Genomic DNA, 18,766 nt, shown 5'->3' on the forward strand with positions numbered 1-18,766 from the left:
AAGTTTCACTCCTTACTTAGAATACATCTACGGCACCAGTTATTAATCTGATAATACCGATGATTGCTAGAATTGTGATTAATACAAAGAATATATAATCTAATTTTGTTAAAGGTTTTTTATTATTTTTTTGAACGGTTTGGTAAACGAACAGTCCAGGAATATAGAGCAACATGGTTAATAATAAGTAGTCTATTCCCGCAGCATAAATCAACCAAATCGCATAAATAGAAGATATAATACCGATTACCCATTGTTTTGTTGTAGCACGATCCTTAGTTAAGTATGTGTATTTAACTTGATAGAAAGCACTAAACATATATGGTATAAGAATGGCACTAGATGCCAATGAAAAGGCAAATTGATATGCACTTTCTGTAAACAACATACTGATTAAGAAAATTTGTACTAGTATATTTGTGATTAATAAAGAGTTAACAGGTGCTTTATTTTTGTTTTCCTTAGCAAACCATTTAGGAAATAGTCCATCTTTGGCAACTACAAATGGTAACTCTCCAGCTAATAATGTCCATCCTAGCCATGCACCTAGAACTGAAATAATTAATCCTATATTGACTAGCACAGATCCCCAATGTCCGACAATATGTTCTAATACTGCTGCCATTGATGGGTTAGATAACTCAGAAATGTGGTTTTGTTGTATAACACCTTGTGCTAGTACTGTCATTAAGAAATAGATGACTAATACTGAAATTAAGCCAATAACGGTAGCAGTACCAACGTCTTTTTTACTTTTAGCACGACTTGAAAAGACAACCGCACCTTCTATACCTGTGAAGCCCCATACAGTTACAAGCATGGTACTTTTCACTTGGCCTAAAGTATCACCCCAACTGAACATACCAGTATCTCCAGATGTCATACCGAATAAACCTGCTTTAAATGTGTCAAAGTTGAAGACTGCTATCATACATACAATGACAAGTAAGATAGGGATTAATTTAGCTACAGTAACAATACTATTGATAAAGGCAGCTGTTTCTACTCCTTTTAAAATAAGGTAATGAACACCCCATAATAAGACAGAAGCTACGATAATACTTGGGAGTGTATTTCCGCCTTTGAAAATAGGGAAGAAGTTACCGACTGCTGACATTAATAATGTGGCATAAGCAACGTTACCTAGAAATGCTGCAAACCAATAGCCCCAAGCACTTGAAAATCCAATAAAATCACCGAACCCAGCTTGTGCATAACTATAAATACCACCATCTAAATCTTGTCTTTCATTTGTTAGATTTTGAAAGACAAAGGCTAGGGAAATCATACCAATTGCAGTAATGATCCAACCGATAATAATAGCTAAACCACCTGCTTGGTTACCCATGTCAGAGATAATGTTAAATGCACCGCCACCAATCATTGAACCAATGACGAGGCCAATCAAGGAGGTTTTACTTAGTTTATTTGTATCTGATTCGCTCATGTGTCATTTCTCCTTTGAATAATTAAGCAGGTTCAGTTAGTGATACGTATTTGGATGTATAGTGATATGAGGATATCTTAACTAAACCTGCATGTACTTTTTTGCTAACTATCCAAGCGTAGCAGCCATTACAGCTTTAATGGTATGCATACGGTTTTCAGCTTGATCAAATACTTTAGAATGTTTACTTCTAAAGATTTCATCAGTGACTTCCATTTCAGATAAACCATAGTCATCTTTAATTTGTTGACCGTAAGTTGTATTTGTATCATGGAAAGCTGGTAAACAATGTAAGAATATAGTACTGTCTTTACCAGTTTTATCGAACATTGCTTTATTGACTTGATAATCTTTTAATAAGTTAATACGTGATTCAAATTCACTTTCTTCACCCATAGATACCCATACATCTGTATAGATAACGTCTGCATCTTTAACGCCTTCATCAATATTATCTGTAATTGTTACAGAACCTCCGTCTTGTTTAGCACGTCTCTCAGCAATATCAACGTAGTCTTGAGAAGGGAAGAGTTCTTTTGGTGAGCAAATAGTTACATCTACACCTAGCATTGGACCTGCTACTAATAGTGAGTTTGCTACATTATTACGTCCGTCACCGACATATGTTAATTTAATTCCATCTAAATGACCGAAGTTTTCTTTAACTGTCATATAGTCTGCTAACATTTGAGTTGGATGCCATGCGTCAGTTAAACCATTCCAAACAGGGACGCCAGAATATTTTGCTAAATCTTCTACCATATCTTGTGAGAAACCACGGAATTCAATACCGTCGAACATTCTACCTAATACTTTGGCAGTATCTTCAACTGATTCTTTTTTACCTAATTGAATATCATTTTTTCCTAAAAATTCTGGATGTGCACCTAGGTCGATTGATGCTACAGTGAATGCTGCACGAGTACGTGTAGAATTTTTTTCAAATAGAAGTGCAATATTTTTGCCGTCTAAATATCGATGTTGAATACCTTGTTTCTTATAATCTTTTAAAGTAATTGCAAAGTCGATTAAATCGCTAAATTCTTTCTTAGTAAAATCGTCTTCTTTTAATAAATGTCTACCTTTTAAGTTAAGTGGTTGTTGAATTTCTGACATGATTCATTCCTCATTTCTTTAAAAGTTTAGTAAATCGTTTATATTGGTTTGGTTAAATGTCTTCTCTATAAAGTGGTTGGCTCATACATCTTGGGCCTCCACGTCCTCGAACTAGTTCACTACCAGTAATTTCGATTACTTTAATACCTTTGTCTCGTAATAATTGATTAGATACATAGTTTCTGTCATATGTGACAACTACACCTGGGCGAATAGTTAACGTATTAGAACCATCGTTCCATTGCTCACGTGCGCCATCAATAACATCTCCATTACCAGTTGGAATAAATTCAATATTATCGATGTTTAATGCATTTTCTAATGTTTCTTTTAATTTGCTAGAATGTGAGATTTTAATGTCTTTGCCTTGTTCATCCTTTTCAATTGTGAAGATGTTCATATTATCTTCTTCTTTGAAGATAGCGGCATGCATTGTAAATTTGTCATAATCAATCATTGTAAAGACAGTGTCTAAGTGCATGAATGTACGACTATTTGGAATTTCAATGGCAAGTACTTTAGTAAATGTAGATTTGTCATCAAACAAAATTTGTCTAGATAATCGTTCAATAGCTTGTGCAGAAGTACGTTCTGAAATACCTATTGCAAGGACGTCTTTAGACAAGATTAATTCGTCTCCACCTTCAATATTGAAAGGAGAGTTTCTATCTAACCAGACAGGAACATCATCATTTTTGAATCGAGGATGATATTTCAAGATGTATGTCATAAAGATAGATTCACGACGACGTGCTCGCCAGTACATACGGTTAATTGTCATTCCTCTACCAACAGAAGCTTGAGGGTCTCTAGTGAAGTAAAGGTTTGGCATTGGATCTAGATAGAAAGGATAACGATCGTCCATGTATTCTACTAGGTGGTTTGTTTCAAGTTGAATTTCTTCTTTACGTACACCAGCCATTACCTTTTCTACAAGTTCTTTATCATTTAAGTTAGCGAATAATTCTTTGATTTCATTCTCATGGCCAAGTACCGTCTTTTGAGATTCTTTTAAAATATCGTCAATGAATTGTTCACGTACAGATTTATCTGCGATTGCTTCAGCAGCTAAATCTTCTAAATAGACAACTTCAACACCTTCGTCTTTTAATACTTGTGCAAAACGGTCGTGTTCTTCTTGAGCAACTTTCAAATAAGGAATATCGTCAAATAACAATCCACTTAGATGATCAGGTACTAAATTCTCAAGTTCTTTACCTGGTCGTTTAAGTAATACCGTTTTTAATTTGCCGATTTCACTGTTTACGTGGATAGGTCCTGTTTCCATTGTTATTTCCTCCTTTGATTTAATACACCTAGAGTATAAAGCGCTTTCAAGTAATATCTTGAGAAAAAATTCACAAAGTTAATGTCTAAAACTTCATATAAAATATTTATTCAATGCAATATGATGATAAATTATGCATTATTTACGCATAAAACCTATATGTACATGTATATTCGATTAATATTATATAGCGTGATTAATATAATATTATTTTTTATTCGTTTGAATGTATTTATAGTCATGAGAGAGTAATTAATTATACATTTTAATAAACATTTTCAATATTGTTATAAAAAAGTTTATAATAAATGTTAATTATGAGAAAAACTTCACATATCATTGAAGGGAAATTTGTTATGGTAATTGGGACGTATTTTGTCTGTATTTTATAAAATATGCAGATAAAGGAGTATAAAATATGAAAAAAAGTAAACGATTAGATTTAATATCAACAATCGTTAAGGACAATGACATTCATTCGAAAGCTGAAATTGTAGATTATATCGATAAACATTTTGGTATTAAATATAGTGTGGCAACGATTGGAAGAGATTTAAATGAGTTGAAAATCTATAAAATGCCTTCTGCAAATAATGAGCGTTATTATCGTAAATTTAATGATAATGCTCAAAATGAAGCAAAAACAAAACTTATTAACTTATATAAAGAAGAAATTGAGAAGGTAACGATTAAAGATAATTATCTTATTATTAAAACGTCTCCCGGATTTGCACAAAGTGTGAATTTTTATATTGATCAAATGAATTTAAATGAAGTGTTAGGAACAGTGGGAGGCAATGATACAATACTCATCTTAGTTGAATCAACAGAACTTGCAGCGTTTGTTCATTATCAATTGTTTGGAGAGACGTATAATAATGATGTAATTTAAAATGAATAAGTATACAAAAAGCCATTTCTATTTTTAGTTGAAATAGAAGTGGCCTTTAACATATTTATTAGAATTTATTCATGTAATGCAAGATGCATTGTGTTGGTAAAATCTTCTACTGTTGATTGGTTTGCATGTCTCGCTTGATATGCAAGATGCTGATCAAAGTGTTGTTTATTCGAAGTGATATCAGTTAATACTTGATTTAATGTTTCCACATCAGACAAAGTGAATATATTTTCTGGTGCAATAAATGTACGTTGATGTATCACTTCGTCCCAAGCAAAGATGACATGTTGATGATGGAAAGCACGAGTAACAGCATTTTCAATTTCATTTCCTTGATTAATATCAAGATAAATATCACATCGTTGATATAGTGCTTCAAAAATATCTTTTGTAGCTGCCGGATATAGATGTACGTGATGATATCGGTCGAATCCCATTAATTTGGAAGACATCTCAGTCACAGCAGCAATGTGAAATTGTATATTTGGATGTGTAATAATTAAAGTCTCAAGTTGTGGAATATCATCAGAATTTGTCAGAATTAACGCATGATTTGAATATTGATTAGTTTTATTAAAATCATACAAATAACCAGATTGAAATACGCTTAAAGCTTGTTCTTGATTAAGTTGCGAAACGATAGTGTCATATTCTTTATAGTCAGGAATCATGACAGAGAATGCACGTTGCAATGTATTATCAAGTAAGGACAACATATTTCCTGGGACATGGCCTTGACTATTTTCTTGCCAGAACAAGATACCCCTACCAGCTGTATTCATATGATGTAATACTAAGAAAGGTGTAGATAGTGAATTAATAATAATATCTGATAAATCGACTTGAATTTGTTGTAGATAGTATGTGATAAATTCGACTTTTGAAGCGAAGAAATGAGATTGACCTTGCCAATCTAAAACATAATCTCCAGTAACAAAGTTCTCATAAATCACTTCTTTACCTTCTCTTGTTAAATATTTCTTCAATATTGCTTTTCCTGCTAAATCATAAATCGTTTCCGCAAATTTAAAGCCATTCTTTGTATAATGATCTTCTGAACGTAGACGCCCTTTATCATCTAGCCATCTTACCCGACTAACAATCCTTGTCTTAAAGTGTGGACGATAAACGATTTCACCTCTAATATGACCCATATCTTTAATTTGAGCTGATTGACCATCACCGTTAATTTCCCAAAATGGGGGAACACTCACTTCGTTAAAGAATTTAGGACGATCATTATCATGAAGTTGATTAGCCGCAAAGAATTGATATGGGGATGTGACTTCATCAGGTAAGAATCCATCATCTTCGATACAAATAGTAAAATGTTGATTACCCGATAATTCTAATGTTTGGTGTAATAATTGTGTTGGTTGATTATAGTATTCAAATAAATTAATCATATAGCACCTCGTCGACTAAATGTTGCCATCTTTTAATCATTTCATTGGTCTCAAATGGCGTAGCAATATCATATGATTTCTGATGAGGGTCTTTGGGACCATTTTTAAAGTATTGAACTATTTTAGCAGCCATACGATCAGTAATCTCCTCAATGGACTCGTCTTTAGACGGTTTGTCTAGTAAGTAACCATTTTGACCATCTGCAATGAAAGTTGGATTTCCATAATTAACATTAAATCCAATCATACCTAATCCAGAACCAACAGCTTCCATAAGTGTTAATCCAAATCCTTCACTTTGTGAAGCAGATACAAATAATTCATATTGTGAATAAATGTCATCAAGATTAACGTGACCTCGTAAGTGAATAAAATCTTCAGCATGATAATCATGTATGATTTCTTGAATTTTATCACTTTCAGGACCATGACCATATATATCAAATTCCAATTGTGGAAAAGATTGTTTCGCTTTAATAACTGCGAGTGCAATCCAATCCACATGCTTTTCAGATGCTAATCGGGAAGCGGTTAGTATTGAGTATGGTTTACGATGTCCGTTCGGTAAACTTAATTGATTGAGACTTCCGACAGGTATTGTTCTGATACGAGGGCGGTCTGCAGTATAGTGACGAAACTGTTCAGACAATATTTGATTTTGTAGGTCTGTAGCAACGACATAGAAATCAATGTACTTTGCATTGGTAAATTGATATTCATAATAGTTATTCCATAATATATTAGTATCATCTGTGATATTATCACTGAAATGTTCAGCATGTATGACGACACCTACATGACTTTCTCCTTTATTTTGTAGAACAGCTTGTCCAATGTCAGTGGCTCGGTCTAATATTACTATATCTTGATTAGTTAAATTCAGTTGTTGAATAAAATAAGCAACAAAGGATTCTTTACTATAAAAACGTGCATCTTTAAATATATAAGAACGCGCATCGCCATCTATGATTTCTTGATAAGCAATAGTGCCATTTTCATTATAAAATTGTCGCATATATAGTTTCGCATAGTTGTCATATGGTGCGTAGTATTCAGAAAAGACACGCACATAGCTATAGAAATCTTTACGAATAAGCATGCCATTAACTACAAATTCAGCACGATCAACATAAGGTTTATTTGCATTTTTCATATAACAAGTTACAAAAGTTTGTGATTGATGATCTAAATAAAGACGTTGGATTTTACCTTGAGCATCTACTTCAATTCGTGTAATGGTATTTCCAATATCATGTTTGAGCTGTTCTAAAGTATACGTCGTAGGGGCGATTGGAATATCTGTAAAATATTGATACATCCAAATAACTTCGCTATCTTTAAATCCTAAGTTTTGTGTTAACGTTTGTATGTTTTCTGATGAAATAAAGTCTAAAAATATGAATTTTGCATCATCTTTTAAGTGGCGAAGCATTTTGGCACGATAACTTTGAGCATATTCAACACCACTACTCGCCCAACCTATACCAAAGTTGATATTATATATTGTCATCAATAGACCTCCTTTCTATGGGAAATGAATTGTTAAATCATTATTTTTTTGTTGATCAATAATACTTAAACATAAATTTCTAATGATTCTATGTTTAATGATATCTTCCATTTGTTTGAATGAATCTAAGGCTACTTTGTGATATTCGAAAATGGAATTTCGCTGACCTTTTTGACGTTGATTTACGTTTGATTTTAATTGTTGTAAGTAGTCTACTTGCTCTATCCACGCAGAATCTATCGCTTTGAGTACTGATTTTCTAAGAAATTGTTGGAATAATTCCTCATCATTTATCTTATTTTTATTTAGCATTAGTTGGTGGTTAAATTGAGAAATTAATAACTCGATAATGGCTTCATAATCATGGTTATGAATTTCAAAATCATCTTTATTAAAGCTAAAACTTAAGTTTTTATAAATATATTTGGTGATGTCGTTTTCAGTTATATTTTTATAATTTTTAAAGTGATGATTGAATACGTCTCGTGCAATACTGTCATAGTCTAATGTATCTAAATGTTCACTTTCTAATATGCGATTACGCTCGCTATAAATTAACTGACGTTGTGTACTAATACTTTTCTCAAATTCATTTGCAGCTTCACGTGCTTTCATTCCTTCTTCTTCAGAAATGCGTTGAGCCTTTTTAACGATGCGCTTGATTTTGTTATTAAAAGTAGGGCTATCAGATAGATAGTCTGTATCTTGTTTCATTAATGTTGGATTGTCTTTTAATTTTGAATCACTCCAACGTTGTACTAGGTAATCATCTAAAGAGATAAAAATTTGTGATTGTCCTGGGTCACCTTGTCGTCCAGCACGTCCTCTTAATTGTCTATCTACACGACTATTTTCCATATGTTCATTAATTAATACGGTTAGACCACCAAGAGCATGTACGTCTTTTGAAAGTTTGATATCAGTACCTCTACCAGCCATACTTGTTGCAACGGTTACCGCACTTAATTGACCTGCTTCAGCAATCATTTGTGCTTCACGAGCAACGTTTTGTGCTATTAATAGGTTATTTGGAATATGACGACTAAATAATTCAGTTGAAAAGTATTCTGCTGCCTCTGCAGTTCTTGTAATTAAAAGGACAGGTCGTTGTTCTTTATGATAATTAATCACTTCTTCTAATATGGCATCATTTTTAATGTCTTCATTAACAAATACTCTATCAGCCAAGTCTTCTCTTATAACTGGTCTGGAAGTTGGAATTTGGATAACAATTTTTGAATATAAATCGAAAAATTCTTTTTCAGCTAGTTTCCCAGTTGCTGTCATGCCTGAAAATCGTTGAAACTGCATAAAGAGATTTTGGAAGGTGATAGTTGCCATGACACTCATATCATCTGAAATATCTAAGTTTTCTTTTGCCTCTAATGCTTGGTTGAGTCCAGCTTGCATTTTTGTACCTGGTAGCATACGACCTGTTATACGGTCGATCAGCATAATTTCGCCATCCATAACAATATAATCTAGATTAATATCAAACAGGTATTTAGCACGTAAGGAAAGGTTAATATTCCTTACTAAATCTAAATATGGACCTCCATATATATTTGGTACATTAAAGTAAGTATTTGCTTTCTCAATGCCTTCTTCAGTTAACCAAATTTCACGTTTGGTCTTTTTCATTTTAAAGTCTTTATCTTCTTCAAGTGTTGCGACGAATGCTTTAACTATTTCGAATAGGTTAGATTGAACTCTTGGTGCACCAGAGATGACTAATGGTGTTTGAGCTGCATCTAATATAATTGAATCTACTTCATCAATGATGCCAAAGTATAATTTAGGTAAAAATTTACTTTCTTTAGTATCTGCTAAGTTATCGATTAAATAATCAAACCCTAAATTTCCGTTGGTAGTATAAATAATATCATGGTTATATAACGCTTGCTTCTCTTGGTTAGATATAGGACCTTGAGGATTCTCTATAAATCCCAATGATGCATTGAGACCTAACCATTCATATAATGGTTTCATTTCTAAATAGTCACGTTTTGCTAAGTAATCATTAGTTGTAATAAGAAAAACAGAATTGCCTGATAAAGCGTTTAAGTATAAAGGCATGGTAGCTGTTAATGTTTTACCTTCACCAGTTTGCATTTCAGAAATATTGCCCTGGTGCATCACAATGGCACCTAATACTTGGACGTCTTTATGATACATACCTAATACACGTTGTGAAGCTTCACGTATAACGGCATAGGCTTCTGGTAATAAATCATCGAGTGTATTCTGTTTACTATTTAAACGCTGTTTAAAATCTAGTGTTTTTTGTTGTAATTGGCTGTCAGTGAGTTGCTTCATTTCTTCACTATAGCTATTGATTTGATTCAACAATTTGTATAGTTTTTTTAGTCTAATATGGTTAATGGCGGTATTTACATTGAGATTCATAGTTATCCTCCTTTCATTTAGTGATATTGCGAAGATTAATTATAATCACTATTCATACGAGTATGTCGCATAATTTGATTGACCAATGTCACGTTTTGATGTGATAGTAAAGTCTGATTGTCATTGTTTTTATCATTAATATTTTCTTGAGGTTCCTTTGAAGAATCACTTATCGCGGTTGCATGGTCTAATTCGGTTAATATAATATTTTTAAATTTAAGATGATGACATGCTGCGTTCATAAGTCGAATGTCATAACTATATGCTTCATTAGTATATTTAAATTCACTTTCATCTTCTTTGATAATGACTTGTTCAAGTTGAGTGCCATTCTTTAAATAAAAAGTCACAATAACATACACACTATGCTCAGGAACTGCTGCGATATTTAACGAAATATGATAATGATAGCCCCTTTTTAACATGGGAAGTTTAGGCGGATGTCCATCTTTATCAAATAACGTTGAAGGTTCCCATAAATTGATTTGCAATCCTGAGGGCATCAATTGGTTCTCATAATATGTGTAATTATCATGGAATTGTATTGTAGCGCCGTGTTGATAAGTATGACGTGTTACTTTTCGCCATCTTACTTCTAATCTTTGATTATTCTGCATGACTGTCTCTCCCAAAATGATCTTTAAGTAATATATGGTAAAAGTTCATAAACCAATTAACTACGGTAGGTGTGTCATCATTATGTCGTCCTGGCACAGCTTTATTCATTAAATGGACATTCTGTTGACTGAATATAGGTAACAAGTCTTCAAACGCAGATTGATCATAGTCATCGTTTTCCATATAGGTGATTGCAATAGTTGTATCACTAATATGACTATTTGAAAAAATGTTCCAAAATTTATTATCTAATTGTTTTATATGATTTATTTCATCTGAGTCAGACAATTGGTAGTCAGATGATAGGGCGATATCTAAAGACGTTTCGAAATCATTAGGTCGCAATAACTTCATATTTTCCGCAATTGTACCAACATTGACTAATGGTTTTCCGACATTAATACCTTTAGGATTTAACTGTGCACCATAATATAAAGCGCCAAAAGAACCCATGGATAATCCTGATAAGATTAAATCACTTTTATTGAAACCGAGTTGATTTAATGTATCATTAATGACTTGTTTTATACCTTTTTCATAGGTTTCAGATCCTAAATAGAACGCGCCACCTTGAATACGTGGATCACTGACTAATAAGAAGGGTGCACCTAATTGTTGCATTAGGTAGAAAGCTTCAAACCCCTCTGCTTCACGATAACCACTAAAATAAACATTAAGTGGTGGCTTAAAATCACCAGGATTAAAGTAATAAAAGAATTCTTCTCGCTTTTCATCAACAAAACGTTGGCTACCTAGAAGGAGATGACCAAATTCAATATGTGACAGACGTTTATGAACTGCACCAATATGAATAGTGCCATTACCTTTCGCTTTGACAGACGTTGAAATATAAGCAGAGTATGGTCTTCGTCTTAGATAAAATGGCGTTTCAAGTTCTTCTTCGCTCAGTACAAATGTTTCAAGTATACCTTCTTCTGGGTTAAATGATACTAATCTAAAGGTATATTCTAGTGATACATCGCCTTCAGTATGAAATTCTGGCCATACTTCTATGACTTTATCTTTATCATAGATAAGATTTTGTTGCCAATTAAGAATAGGTATGAAATGGTCACCAAAATCACCTTGGAATTGTATTTCTTTATTTCCAAAGTAAGTCACATTTATATGTTTAGGTGAAAACACATGGGTAAGAGCAGGACTAACCTTATCCCCATATTGCCCAGGAAATGAAATCGACAATAGTTTATCGTGTAATTCATCAGTTGTATTGTAATGAATAGGGCGGATAAGATATTTTTGTACTAAATCTAATTCTTCATATCCACTTGGCCAATAAATTTCATCTACAAGCGTATTATAAGGACGACTAACAATGTTAATTAAGTTAGCTAAATGATCAGTTAAATTGGTTTGGATAAAGACTAGATCGAATTGTCCATTCTCTTCAACAATTTCCTCAATACTTTCAATATAGTTACTTTCAAATTCGAACAACTTCGGATCAAAGTAATCCCAAGATACTTCTGGACTATGGTTAAATAAATGTTCTAAATCAGAACCACCAATTTGTAATGCTTTAAATTTTCGTGGCATTATTTCTCACCTTCTAAAAATCGATCAAGTTGTTGGATAATATGACCAGATCCTAAGTCATTAATCATATTAGTGTTATAAGTGTAAGCGTGATTCCAATGCTTTAATGTACTTAAAAAGTAATCTAATGCAAATGGAACATCATCATATTGATGAATGATATAGCCATTTTCAAGATGTATGACATAACTACCTTGATGAATATTGATTTGAGGAATTCTAACACTGATACTTGAAATTTGTAAGTATAAATTAGGTTCATCACTTAAATCTATCACAATTCTTAGACGTGATAATAGTTTAATCAAATCCTCTTCAAATGGGACTGATTGAATTTGAATCAGTTCTTCAAATTCCTCAGGTTCTTTTGCTTGTACTAATTCTGATTTGGCAAGGTCATTGTCATCAGATTCATTATAGCTTTCGTTAACATCATTAATTAAATTCAATAACCATTGCTCAAGTTGCGTAGCATCCTTTTTAGTTAAAATGATTAATCTGTATGATGTATGGCGTTTAAGATACGTAATTATATGATGTAATACGTTTTGTAAATCATTATCATTCATGTCATCTATCCAAAGACCAATGTAAGTTTCATTTAGTTGACTACTAAGATTGGATAATGTTTGAGTATCGAAGGGGGTGAGTCTTAATATTTCAGGACTTAATGATTGATTCGTAATTAGATTTTTCAATGCTTTTTCATTTTCTTTAGTATCAACAATCCATTTATTACTGTGAGCCATAGTTTGAATAAAGGATTCATCAATTGTATGATTTCGTTTATTAAAAACGGAATAACATACACGAACGTCAGGTCTGATAGTGTTGAATATTTTATTATGCAAAGTATTTGATGCGACAATAAGTTGATCGTTCGAATTCATTTCATCATTACAGTATGCATTAAAACGTTCTTCGATTAACTCAACCATTGATGGATAGGAATTTGAATTGAACTTATATTGGTGGTTGGACATAACTTCAACATGGTTTGTTTCGAGATTCTCGCGTAGAATCACGTCACCAGAAGCGGTTAGATAATCTTGAAATGCCTCTTTACCTTCTGAGTAATAACGTATAGCACTTAAATAACCACGTTCATCGAATATATATCTGCGTACACGTATACTGTTTTCATAATCATCTACTACTATTAGATAGCCATCTTGATTGAAATAAATGCGAGATTCATAGTTATCTTTCATAGCTTGTATTAAATAAGGTGAATAAAAGAATTCTGTATTCTCAGGCCACTCTAAATCTTCAAATTGAAATGATCGAGATGGTAGTTGATCGAAATCTTGAATCTCATCAAATAGTGACCAAACATTCGCTTCATATAAATCATATTTATGCAAAAATAAACGCAAATTTGGGTTAAAACTTAAATGTAAAAGTTTGAAAGGTTCGTCGTTTTTTTCGTGCATAGACATTAAACTAATAGAATCATCAAATTCAATCATTGCACTTTTTAAGTAAAATGGCTGGTTAAGATTACGCCACCATTTATCTCCGTTGTACCAAGCTGGAACAAAATATTTCATACCTTACTCCTTACCAATATTTGTTTAAAAATGATTTGTATTTATCAAAATATAAATATGTTCGTATTGTTTCTACAATATTAATCGTAATGTAAATCAAAATAATAAATTGAGTGAATATCGAAATTTGTGCTGAAATACCAGATATAAAAATCGAACTGATTAAAGGTAAACTAATAATAAATCCAATGACAAATGCACCAATTGCACTAATTCGCTTAGCTCTATGATTTAAATAATGTTGGGTCATTTTACCAGGATAAATACCTTCAAAATAGTTACCACTTTTCTGGAAATCTTTAGCTATACGTTTCACATTTAACATCATTCTTGATAAACAATAATTTAAAACAATGAGCATCACAATGAAAATAATAACGCCTAATGGATTATCCAATTCCAAAAATGAAGGACGATATTTAGCATTACCCGTTATCCATCTACCAGCTAAATGGACTAATACGCCTACTAAGAAAAATAATGAAAAGTTAAACATGATTGAGATACTTCCAGCGGGATTTAACTTCCAAGAAACGTAAGTATCTTTTTGAGAAGTACTAATATTCATAATATCTTTATAAATCATGTGATATTCAATTAACTCTATAAATAATAAAAGTACAAGTACGATAAAAAGCATAATGCCACCTATGATTATGGTTATTCCATCAATATGCTCGAATTGTTTATTTTGAAAAATAGATTTAATAATACTTGCTAATACAATAGGCGTCGGCCCGGCAATTCCATAAACTGTATTTTGATCAGCTAACCATACAAGTAACATTGTTCCTGTTAATAGGATAAGTAACAATAAAGCAAAGTTTGCATGATATATCATACCTTTATTAATATACTCGCTTAAAATGAAATAGCCTTGGATAATGGCTAATAAAATAGTGAAAAAACGTTCTTTGTAACTACGTTCTAGGCGAGTTTGTTTTTGACCTTTTTCAATATCTCTATATGTGAGTAAAGTCATGATAATCATTGTAGTTAACCATGGACTTAAACCTAATGAGAATAGATTTAGAGTTGTAATATCGCCACCAACATTTGAAATGGCTAGATTCAAAAAACCTTGTGAATGTGGTGATGATTTCATGTCAGCAATTTTAATATTACTGCCCAATATGTATATGAAAATAATCATTAGGGTGAAAAGAATCCGTTTATATAAAATTTTATATTCAATATTTTTAATGTTTTTGAAGTTCATCTTATTTCCCATAATAATCCTCTTCTTAAAATGATTATAAAGAGGCAAAAGCGCTCATTATTTAGTAGTCATTAAAGTACTTTGAAATAATAATGCTTTCGCCTCTATTTTATTTTACTTAGTTATTTTTATCTTCTTTACGATCTTTTTTATCTTTTCTAGATTTTCTAAATATAGCAAGACCAAAAATCAATGACAATAGTCCAGATAATAATCCTTTAGATTGGTTATCATTTTCACCAGTATTAGGTAATGCTTCTGAATCATCTTTAGTATTGTGATGTTGTGTTTCAGATGATTGGTGTGTTGGATCAATGATATTTGCCTCACTAGATGATGTACTCATGCTTGATGAGTTAGATTGAGATGTACTGTCTGATGTTGATGTACTCATACTTTGACTTTGAGATGTAGATGCACTTTCACTTGGTCTAATAGACGAAGATGTTGATGTGCTACTACTAGTTGAGTTACTACCACTCATTGAATGACTGAATGAGTCACTATGACTTGGTGTTTCAGACGTACTATGGCTATTGCTTGCTGATCTACTATCGCTAGTTGAATCACTATGACTTGTTGGTTCAGACGTAGACGTACTAGCACTTGTTGAATCACTGAATGAAGTACTATTTGTATGGCTTTGTGACTGACTTATAGATGTTGATGTTGAAGTACTATCAGACGTTGAAGTGCTTGCACTATCGCTTATAGACGTGCTCGTACTATCACTCGTAGATGTACTGTCAGAGATCGAAGTACTTGTACTAGCAGAGTCGCTTATGGAAGTACTCATACTATTAGATGTGGAAGTACTATCTGAAACAGAAGTGCTTGTACTGTCGCTATTAGACGTACTTGTGCTGATAGATGAGCTTTCACTTATAGACATACTAGTTGAAGTACTAGAACTATCAGAAAGTGACGTACTTGTGCTAGTTGAGCCACTTAGAGAAGTGCTCGTGCTGCCAGAAAGCGATGTACTTGTGCTAGTAGAACCACTCAATGAAGTACTAGTGCTATCAGAAAGTGACGTACTTGTACTAGTAGAATCGCTCAATGACGTGCTTGTACTGTCAGAAAGTGACGTGCTCGTGCTAGTAGAACCGCTTAGAGAAGTGCTCGTGCTATCAGACGTTGAAGTACTTGCACTTGTAGAACCACTCAATGACGTGCTTGTACTGTCAGAAAGTGACGTACTCATACTAGTTGAGCCACTTAGAGAAGTGCTCGTGCTCTCTGATGTTGAAGTACTTGCACTTGTAGAACCGCTCAATGACGTGCTCGTACTGTCAGAAAGTGACGTACTCATGCTAGTAGAACCGCTTAATGACGTGCTTGTACTATCCGAAGTAGAAATACTTGTACTAGTCGAACCACTCAATGACGTGCTTGTACTATCCGAAGTAGAAATACTTGTACTAGTCGAACCACTCAATGACGTGCTCGTACTGTCAGAAAGTGATGTGCTCGTACTAGTAGAACCGCTTAATGACGTGCTTGTACTATCCGAAGTAGAAGTACTTGTACTAGATGACTCACTTAACGAAGTGCTTGTACTATCAGAAAGTGACGTACTCGTGCTAGCTGAACCACTCAATGACGTACTAGAACTGTCAGAAAGTGACGTGCTCGTACTAGATGATTCACTTAACGAAGTGCTCGTACTATCAGAAAGTGACGTACTCGTGCTAGTCGAACCACTCAATGACGTACTTGTACTATCCGAAGTAGAGGCACTATCACTAGATGAGTCGCTCAATGACGTACTAGAACTGTCAGAAAGTGACGTGCTCGTACTAGATGATTCACTTAGAGAAGTGCTTGTACTATCAGAAAGTGATGTACTCGTGCTAGTCGAACCACTCAATGAAGTACTTGTACTATCCGAAGTAGAGGCACTGTCACTAGATGATTCACTCAATGACGTACTAGAACTGTCAGAAAGTGACGTGCTCGTACTAGTCGAACCACTTAGAGAAGTGCTTGTACTATCAGAAAGTGACGTACTCGTGCTAGCAGAACTGCTTAATGAAGTACTTGTACTATCTGAAGTAGAGGCACTATCACTAGAAGACTCACTCAATGACGTACTAGAACTATCAGAAAGCGACGTACTCGTACTAGTTGAACCACTTAGAGAAGTGCTAGAACTGTCAGAAAGCGACGTACTCGTGCTAGTAGAATCACTTAGTGAAGTGCTTTTGCTAACCGAAGTAGAAGTACTTGTGCTAGATGAACCACTTAGCGACGTACTAGAACTGTCAGAAAGCGACGTACTCGTACTAGATGAATCGCTTAATGAAGTACTTGTACTATCCGAAGTAGAGGCACTATCACTAGATGAGTCGCTCAATGATGTACTAGAACTGTCAGAAAGTGACGTACTCGTACTAGTCGAACCGCTCAATGAAGTGCTTGTACTGTCAGAAAGTGACGTGCTCGTACTAGTAGAATCACTTTGCGATGTACTAGTGCTCGTACTAGTAGAAGTACTTGTGCTAGCTGATCCACTCAATGAAGTACTCGTACTGTCAGAAAGTGAAGTACTTGTACTAGCAGAATCACTTAACGAAGTACTTGTACTATCTGAAATAGAAGTGCTATCACTAGATGAATTGCTCAATGACGTACTAGAACTATCAGAAAGCGACGTACTCGTGCTTGTCGAACCACTTAGAGAAGTGCTCGTACTAACCGAAGTAGAAGTGCTCACGCTAGATGAGTCGCTCAATGACGTACTAGAACTGTCAGAAAGTGACGTACTCGTACTAGATGAACCACTCAATGATGTACTAGTACTACCTGAAGTAGAAGTACTTACACTATTAGATAATGAAGAACTTATGCTAGATGATTCACTCATTGATTCGTTCGTACTAGTAGAAAGAGACGTTTGTGTACTAGCTGAGTCACTCATAGAAGTACTAGAACTATCAGAAAGCGACGTACTCGTACTAGATGAATCACTTAATGAAGTACTTGCGCTATCAGAAAGCGAAGTACTTGTACTAGCAGAATCACTTAGAGAAGTACTTGTGCTATCAGAAGTCGACGTACTTGTACTAGCTGAGTCACTTGTCGATGTGCTTGCACTGTCTGAAAGTGACGTAGAAGTACTCATGCTAGATGAATCACTCACAGACGTACTCGTACTAGCAGAAATAGACATACTAGTAGAATTACTTACAGACGTACTTGCACTATCAGATGTCGAAGTGCTTGTACTAGCAGAATCACTCAATGACGTACTAGAACTATCAGAGAGTGACGTAGAAGTACTAGTAGAATCACTTAGAGAAGTACTTGTGCTATCAGACGTAGACGTACTTGTACTAGATGAGTCACTCGTAGACGTGCTTGCACTGTCAGAAAGCGACGTAGAAGTACTCATACTAGATGAATCACTTACAGACGTGCTCGTGCTGTCAGAGACAGAAGTACTAGCAGAATCACTTAGAGAAGTACTTGTACTATCGGACGTCGATGTACTTGTACTAGTAGAGTCACTTGTCGACGTGCTTGCACTATCAGAGAGTGATGTTGATGTACTAGTCGAATCACTTAGTGAAGCACTTGTACTATCAGACGTAGAAGTACTTGTACTAGTAGAGTCACTTGTCGAAGTGCTTGCACTATCAGAAAGCGAAGTAGATGTACTAGTACTAGTTGATTCACTTACAGAAGTGCTCGTGCTATCGGAGACAGAAGTACTCAATGAATCACTTGTAGACGTGCTTGCGCTATC

The 18,766-nt window shown here is 34.0% G+C and carries 12 protein-coding genes; 1 reads left to right on the top strand and 11 read right to left on the bottom strand.

From position 1 onward, the window contains the following. Positions 1–16: 16 nt before the first annotated feature. The 3 genes from arcD to arcA form a co-directional block, all read right to left on the bottom strand. On the bottom strand, positions 17–1,447 hold the full coding sequence (gene arcD / locus CD121_RS00425) for an arginine-ornithine antiporter (RefSeq protein WP_126567251.1): 1,431 nt from the start codon (positions 1,445–1,447) through the stop codon (positions 17–19). A 108-nt stretch (positions 1,448–1,555) separates the two neighbouring features. Beyond that, positions 1,556–2,563 (bottom strand): ornithine carbamoyltransferase, encoded by a 1,008-nt coding sequence (gene argF, locus CD121_RS00430; RefSeq protein ID WP_017637760.1) that lies wholly within the window; start codon positions 2,561–2,563, stop codon positions 1,556–1,558. 52 nt (positions 2,564–2,615) lie between these two features. Next, a complete protein-coding gene (gene arcA, locus CD121_RS00435) occupies positions 2,616–3,851 on the bottom strand; it encodes an arginine deiminase (protein WP_126567252.1) in 1,236 nt (411 codons plus the stop codon). Positions 3,852–4,269: 418 nt separating this feature from the next. Between arcA and CD121_RS00440 the strand changes: the two genes are divergently transcribed. Then, a complete protein-coding gene (locus CD121_RS00440; protein WP_046467240.1) occupies positions 4,270–4,743 on the top strand; it encodes an arginine repressor in 474 nt (157 codons plus the stop codon). Positions 4,744–4,817: 74 nt separating this feature from the next. Here the strand turns inward: CD121_RS00440 and gtfB are convergent, their stop codons facing one another. The 8 genes from gtfB to CD121_RS00480 form a co-directional block, all read right to left on the bottom strand. Next, positions 4,818–6,158: an accessory Sec system glycosylation chaperone GtfB gene (gene gtfB / locus CD121_RS00445; protein WP_126567253.1), complete on the bottom strand. Its 1,341-nt coding sequence runs from the start codon at positions 6,156–6,158 to the stop codon at positions 4,818–4,820. After that, entirely contained in the window at positions 6,151–7,668 is a 1,518-nt protein-coding gene (gene gtfA, locus CD121_RS00450; protein ID WP_017637756.1) for an accessory Sec system glycosyltransferase GtfA, read from the bottom strand. The genes gtfB and gtfA overlap by 8 nt, the downstream gene beginning before the upstream one ends. A gap of 15 nt (positions 7,669–7,683) precedes the next feature. Beyond that, positions 7,684–10,074, bottom strand: a complete 2,391-nt coding sequence (secA2, locus tag CD121_RS00455) for an accessory Sec system translocase SecA2 (protein ID WP_126567254.1) — start codon at positions 10,072–10,074, stop codon at positions 7,684–7,686. A 35-nt stretch (positions 10,075–10,109) separates the two neighbouring features. Continuing rightward, on the bottom strand, positions 10,110–10,691 hold the full coding sequence (asp3, locus tag CD121_RS00460; protein WP_126567255.1) for an accessory Sec system protein Asp3: 582 nt from the start codon (positions 10,689–10,691) through the stop codon (positions 10,110–10,112). Continuing rightward, positions 10,681–12,249, bottom strand: coding sequence for an accessory Sec system protein Asp2 (gene asp2 / locus CD121_RS00465; protein ID WP_126567256.1), 1,569 nt, complete (start codon positions 12,247–12,249; stop codon positions 10,681–10,683). The genes asp3 and asp2 overlap by 11 nt, the downstream gene beginning before the upstream one ends. Then, on the bottom strand, positions 12,249–13,799 hold the full coding sequence (gene asp1 / locus CD121_RS00470; protein WP_070451651.1) for an accessory Sec system protein Asp1: 1,551 nt from the start codon (positions 13,797–13,799) through the stop codon (positions 12,249–12,251). The genes asp2 and asp1 overlap by 1 nt, the downstream gene beginning before the upstream one ends. A 10-nt stretch (positions 13,800–13,809) precedes the next feature. Then, complete coding sequence (secY2, locus tag CD121_RS00475; protein ID WP_026083508.1) at positions 13,810–15,018, bottom strand: accessory Sec system protein translocase subunit SecY2; 1,209 nt, start codon at positions 15,016–15,018, stop codon at positions 13,810–13,812. A gap of 118 nt (positions 15,019–15,136) precedes the next feature. Then, positions 15,137–18,766, bottom strand: a 3,630-nt coding sequence (locus CD121_RS00480; protein WP_126567259.1) for an LPXTG cell wall anchor domain-containing protein, incomplete at its 5' end; no start/stop codon positions are given.

Origin of the sequence: Staphylococcus pasteuri, assembly GCF_003970495.1 — a bacterium.
Taxonomy (GTDB): domain Bacteria; phylum Bacillota; class Bacilli; order Staphylococcales; family Staphylococcaceae; genus Staphylococcus; species Staphylococcus pasteuri.

What these genes read in the sequence shown, in the direction of transcription:
- arcD (WP_126567251.1), bottom strand. Translation starts at nt 1,447, where the DNA reads ATGAGCGAATCAGATACAAATAAACTAAGTAAAACCTCCTTGATTGGC.
- argF (WP_017637760.1), bottom strand. Translation starts at nt 2,563, where the DNA reads ATGTCAGAAATTCAACAACCACTTAACTTAAAAGGTAGACATTTATTA.
- arcA (WP_126567252.1), bottom strand. Translation starts at nt 3,851, where the DNA reads ATGGAAACAGGACCTATCCACGTAAACAGTGAAATCGGCAAATTAAAA.
- CD121_RS00440 (WP_046467240.1), top strand. Translation starts at nt 4,270, where the DNA reads ATGAAAAAAAGTAAACGATTAGATTTAATATCAACAATCGTTAAGGAC.
- gtfB (WP_126567253.1), bottom strand. Translation starts at nt 6,158, where the DNA reads ATGATTAATTTATTTGAATACTATAATCAACCAACACAATTATTACAC.
- gtfA (WP_017637756.1), bottom strand. Translation starts at nt 7,668, where the DNA reads ATGACAATATATAATATCAACTTTGGTATAGGTTGGGCGAGTAGTGGT.
- secA2 (WP_126567254.1), bottom strand. Translation starts at nt 10,074, where the DNA reads ATGAATCTCAATGTAAATACCGCCATTAACCATATTAGACTAAAAAAA.
- asp3 (WP_126567255.1), bottom strand. Translation starts at nt 10,691, where the DNA reads ATGCAGAATAATCAAAGATTAGAAGTAAGATGGCGAAAAGTAACACGT.
- asp2 (WP_126567256.1), bottom strand. Translation starts at nt 12,249, where the DNA reads ATGCCACGAAAATTTAAAGCATTACAAATTGGTGGTTCTGATTTAGAA.
- asp1 (WP_070451651.1), bottom strand. Translation starts at nt 13,799, where the DNA reads ATGAAATATTTTGTTCCAGCTTGGTACAACGGAGATAAATGGTGGCGT.
- secY2 (WP_026083508.1), bottom strand. Translation starts at nt 15,018, where the DNA reads ATGAACTTCAAAAACATTAAAAATATTGAATATAAAATTTTATATAAA.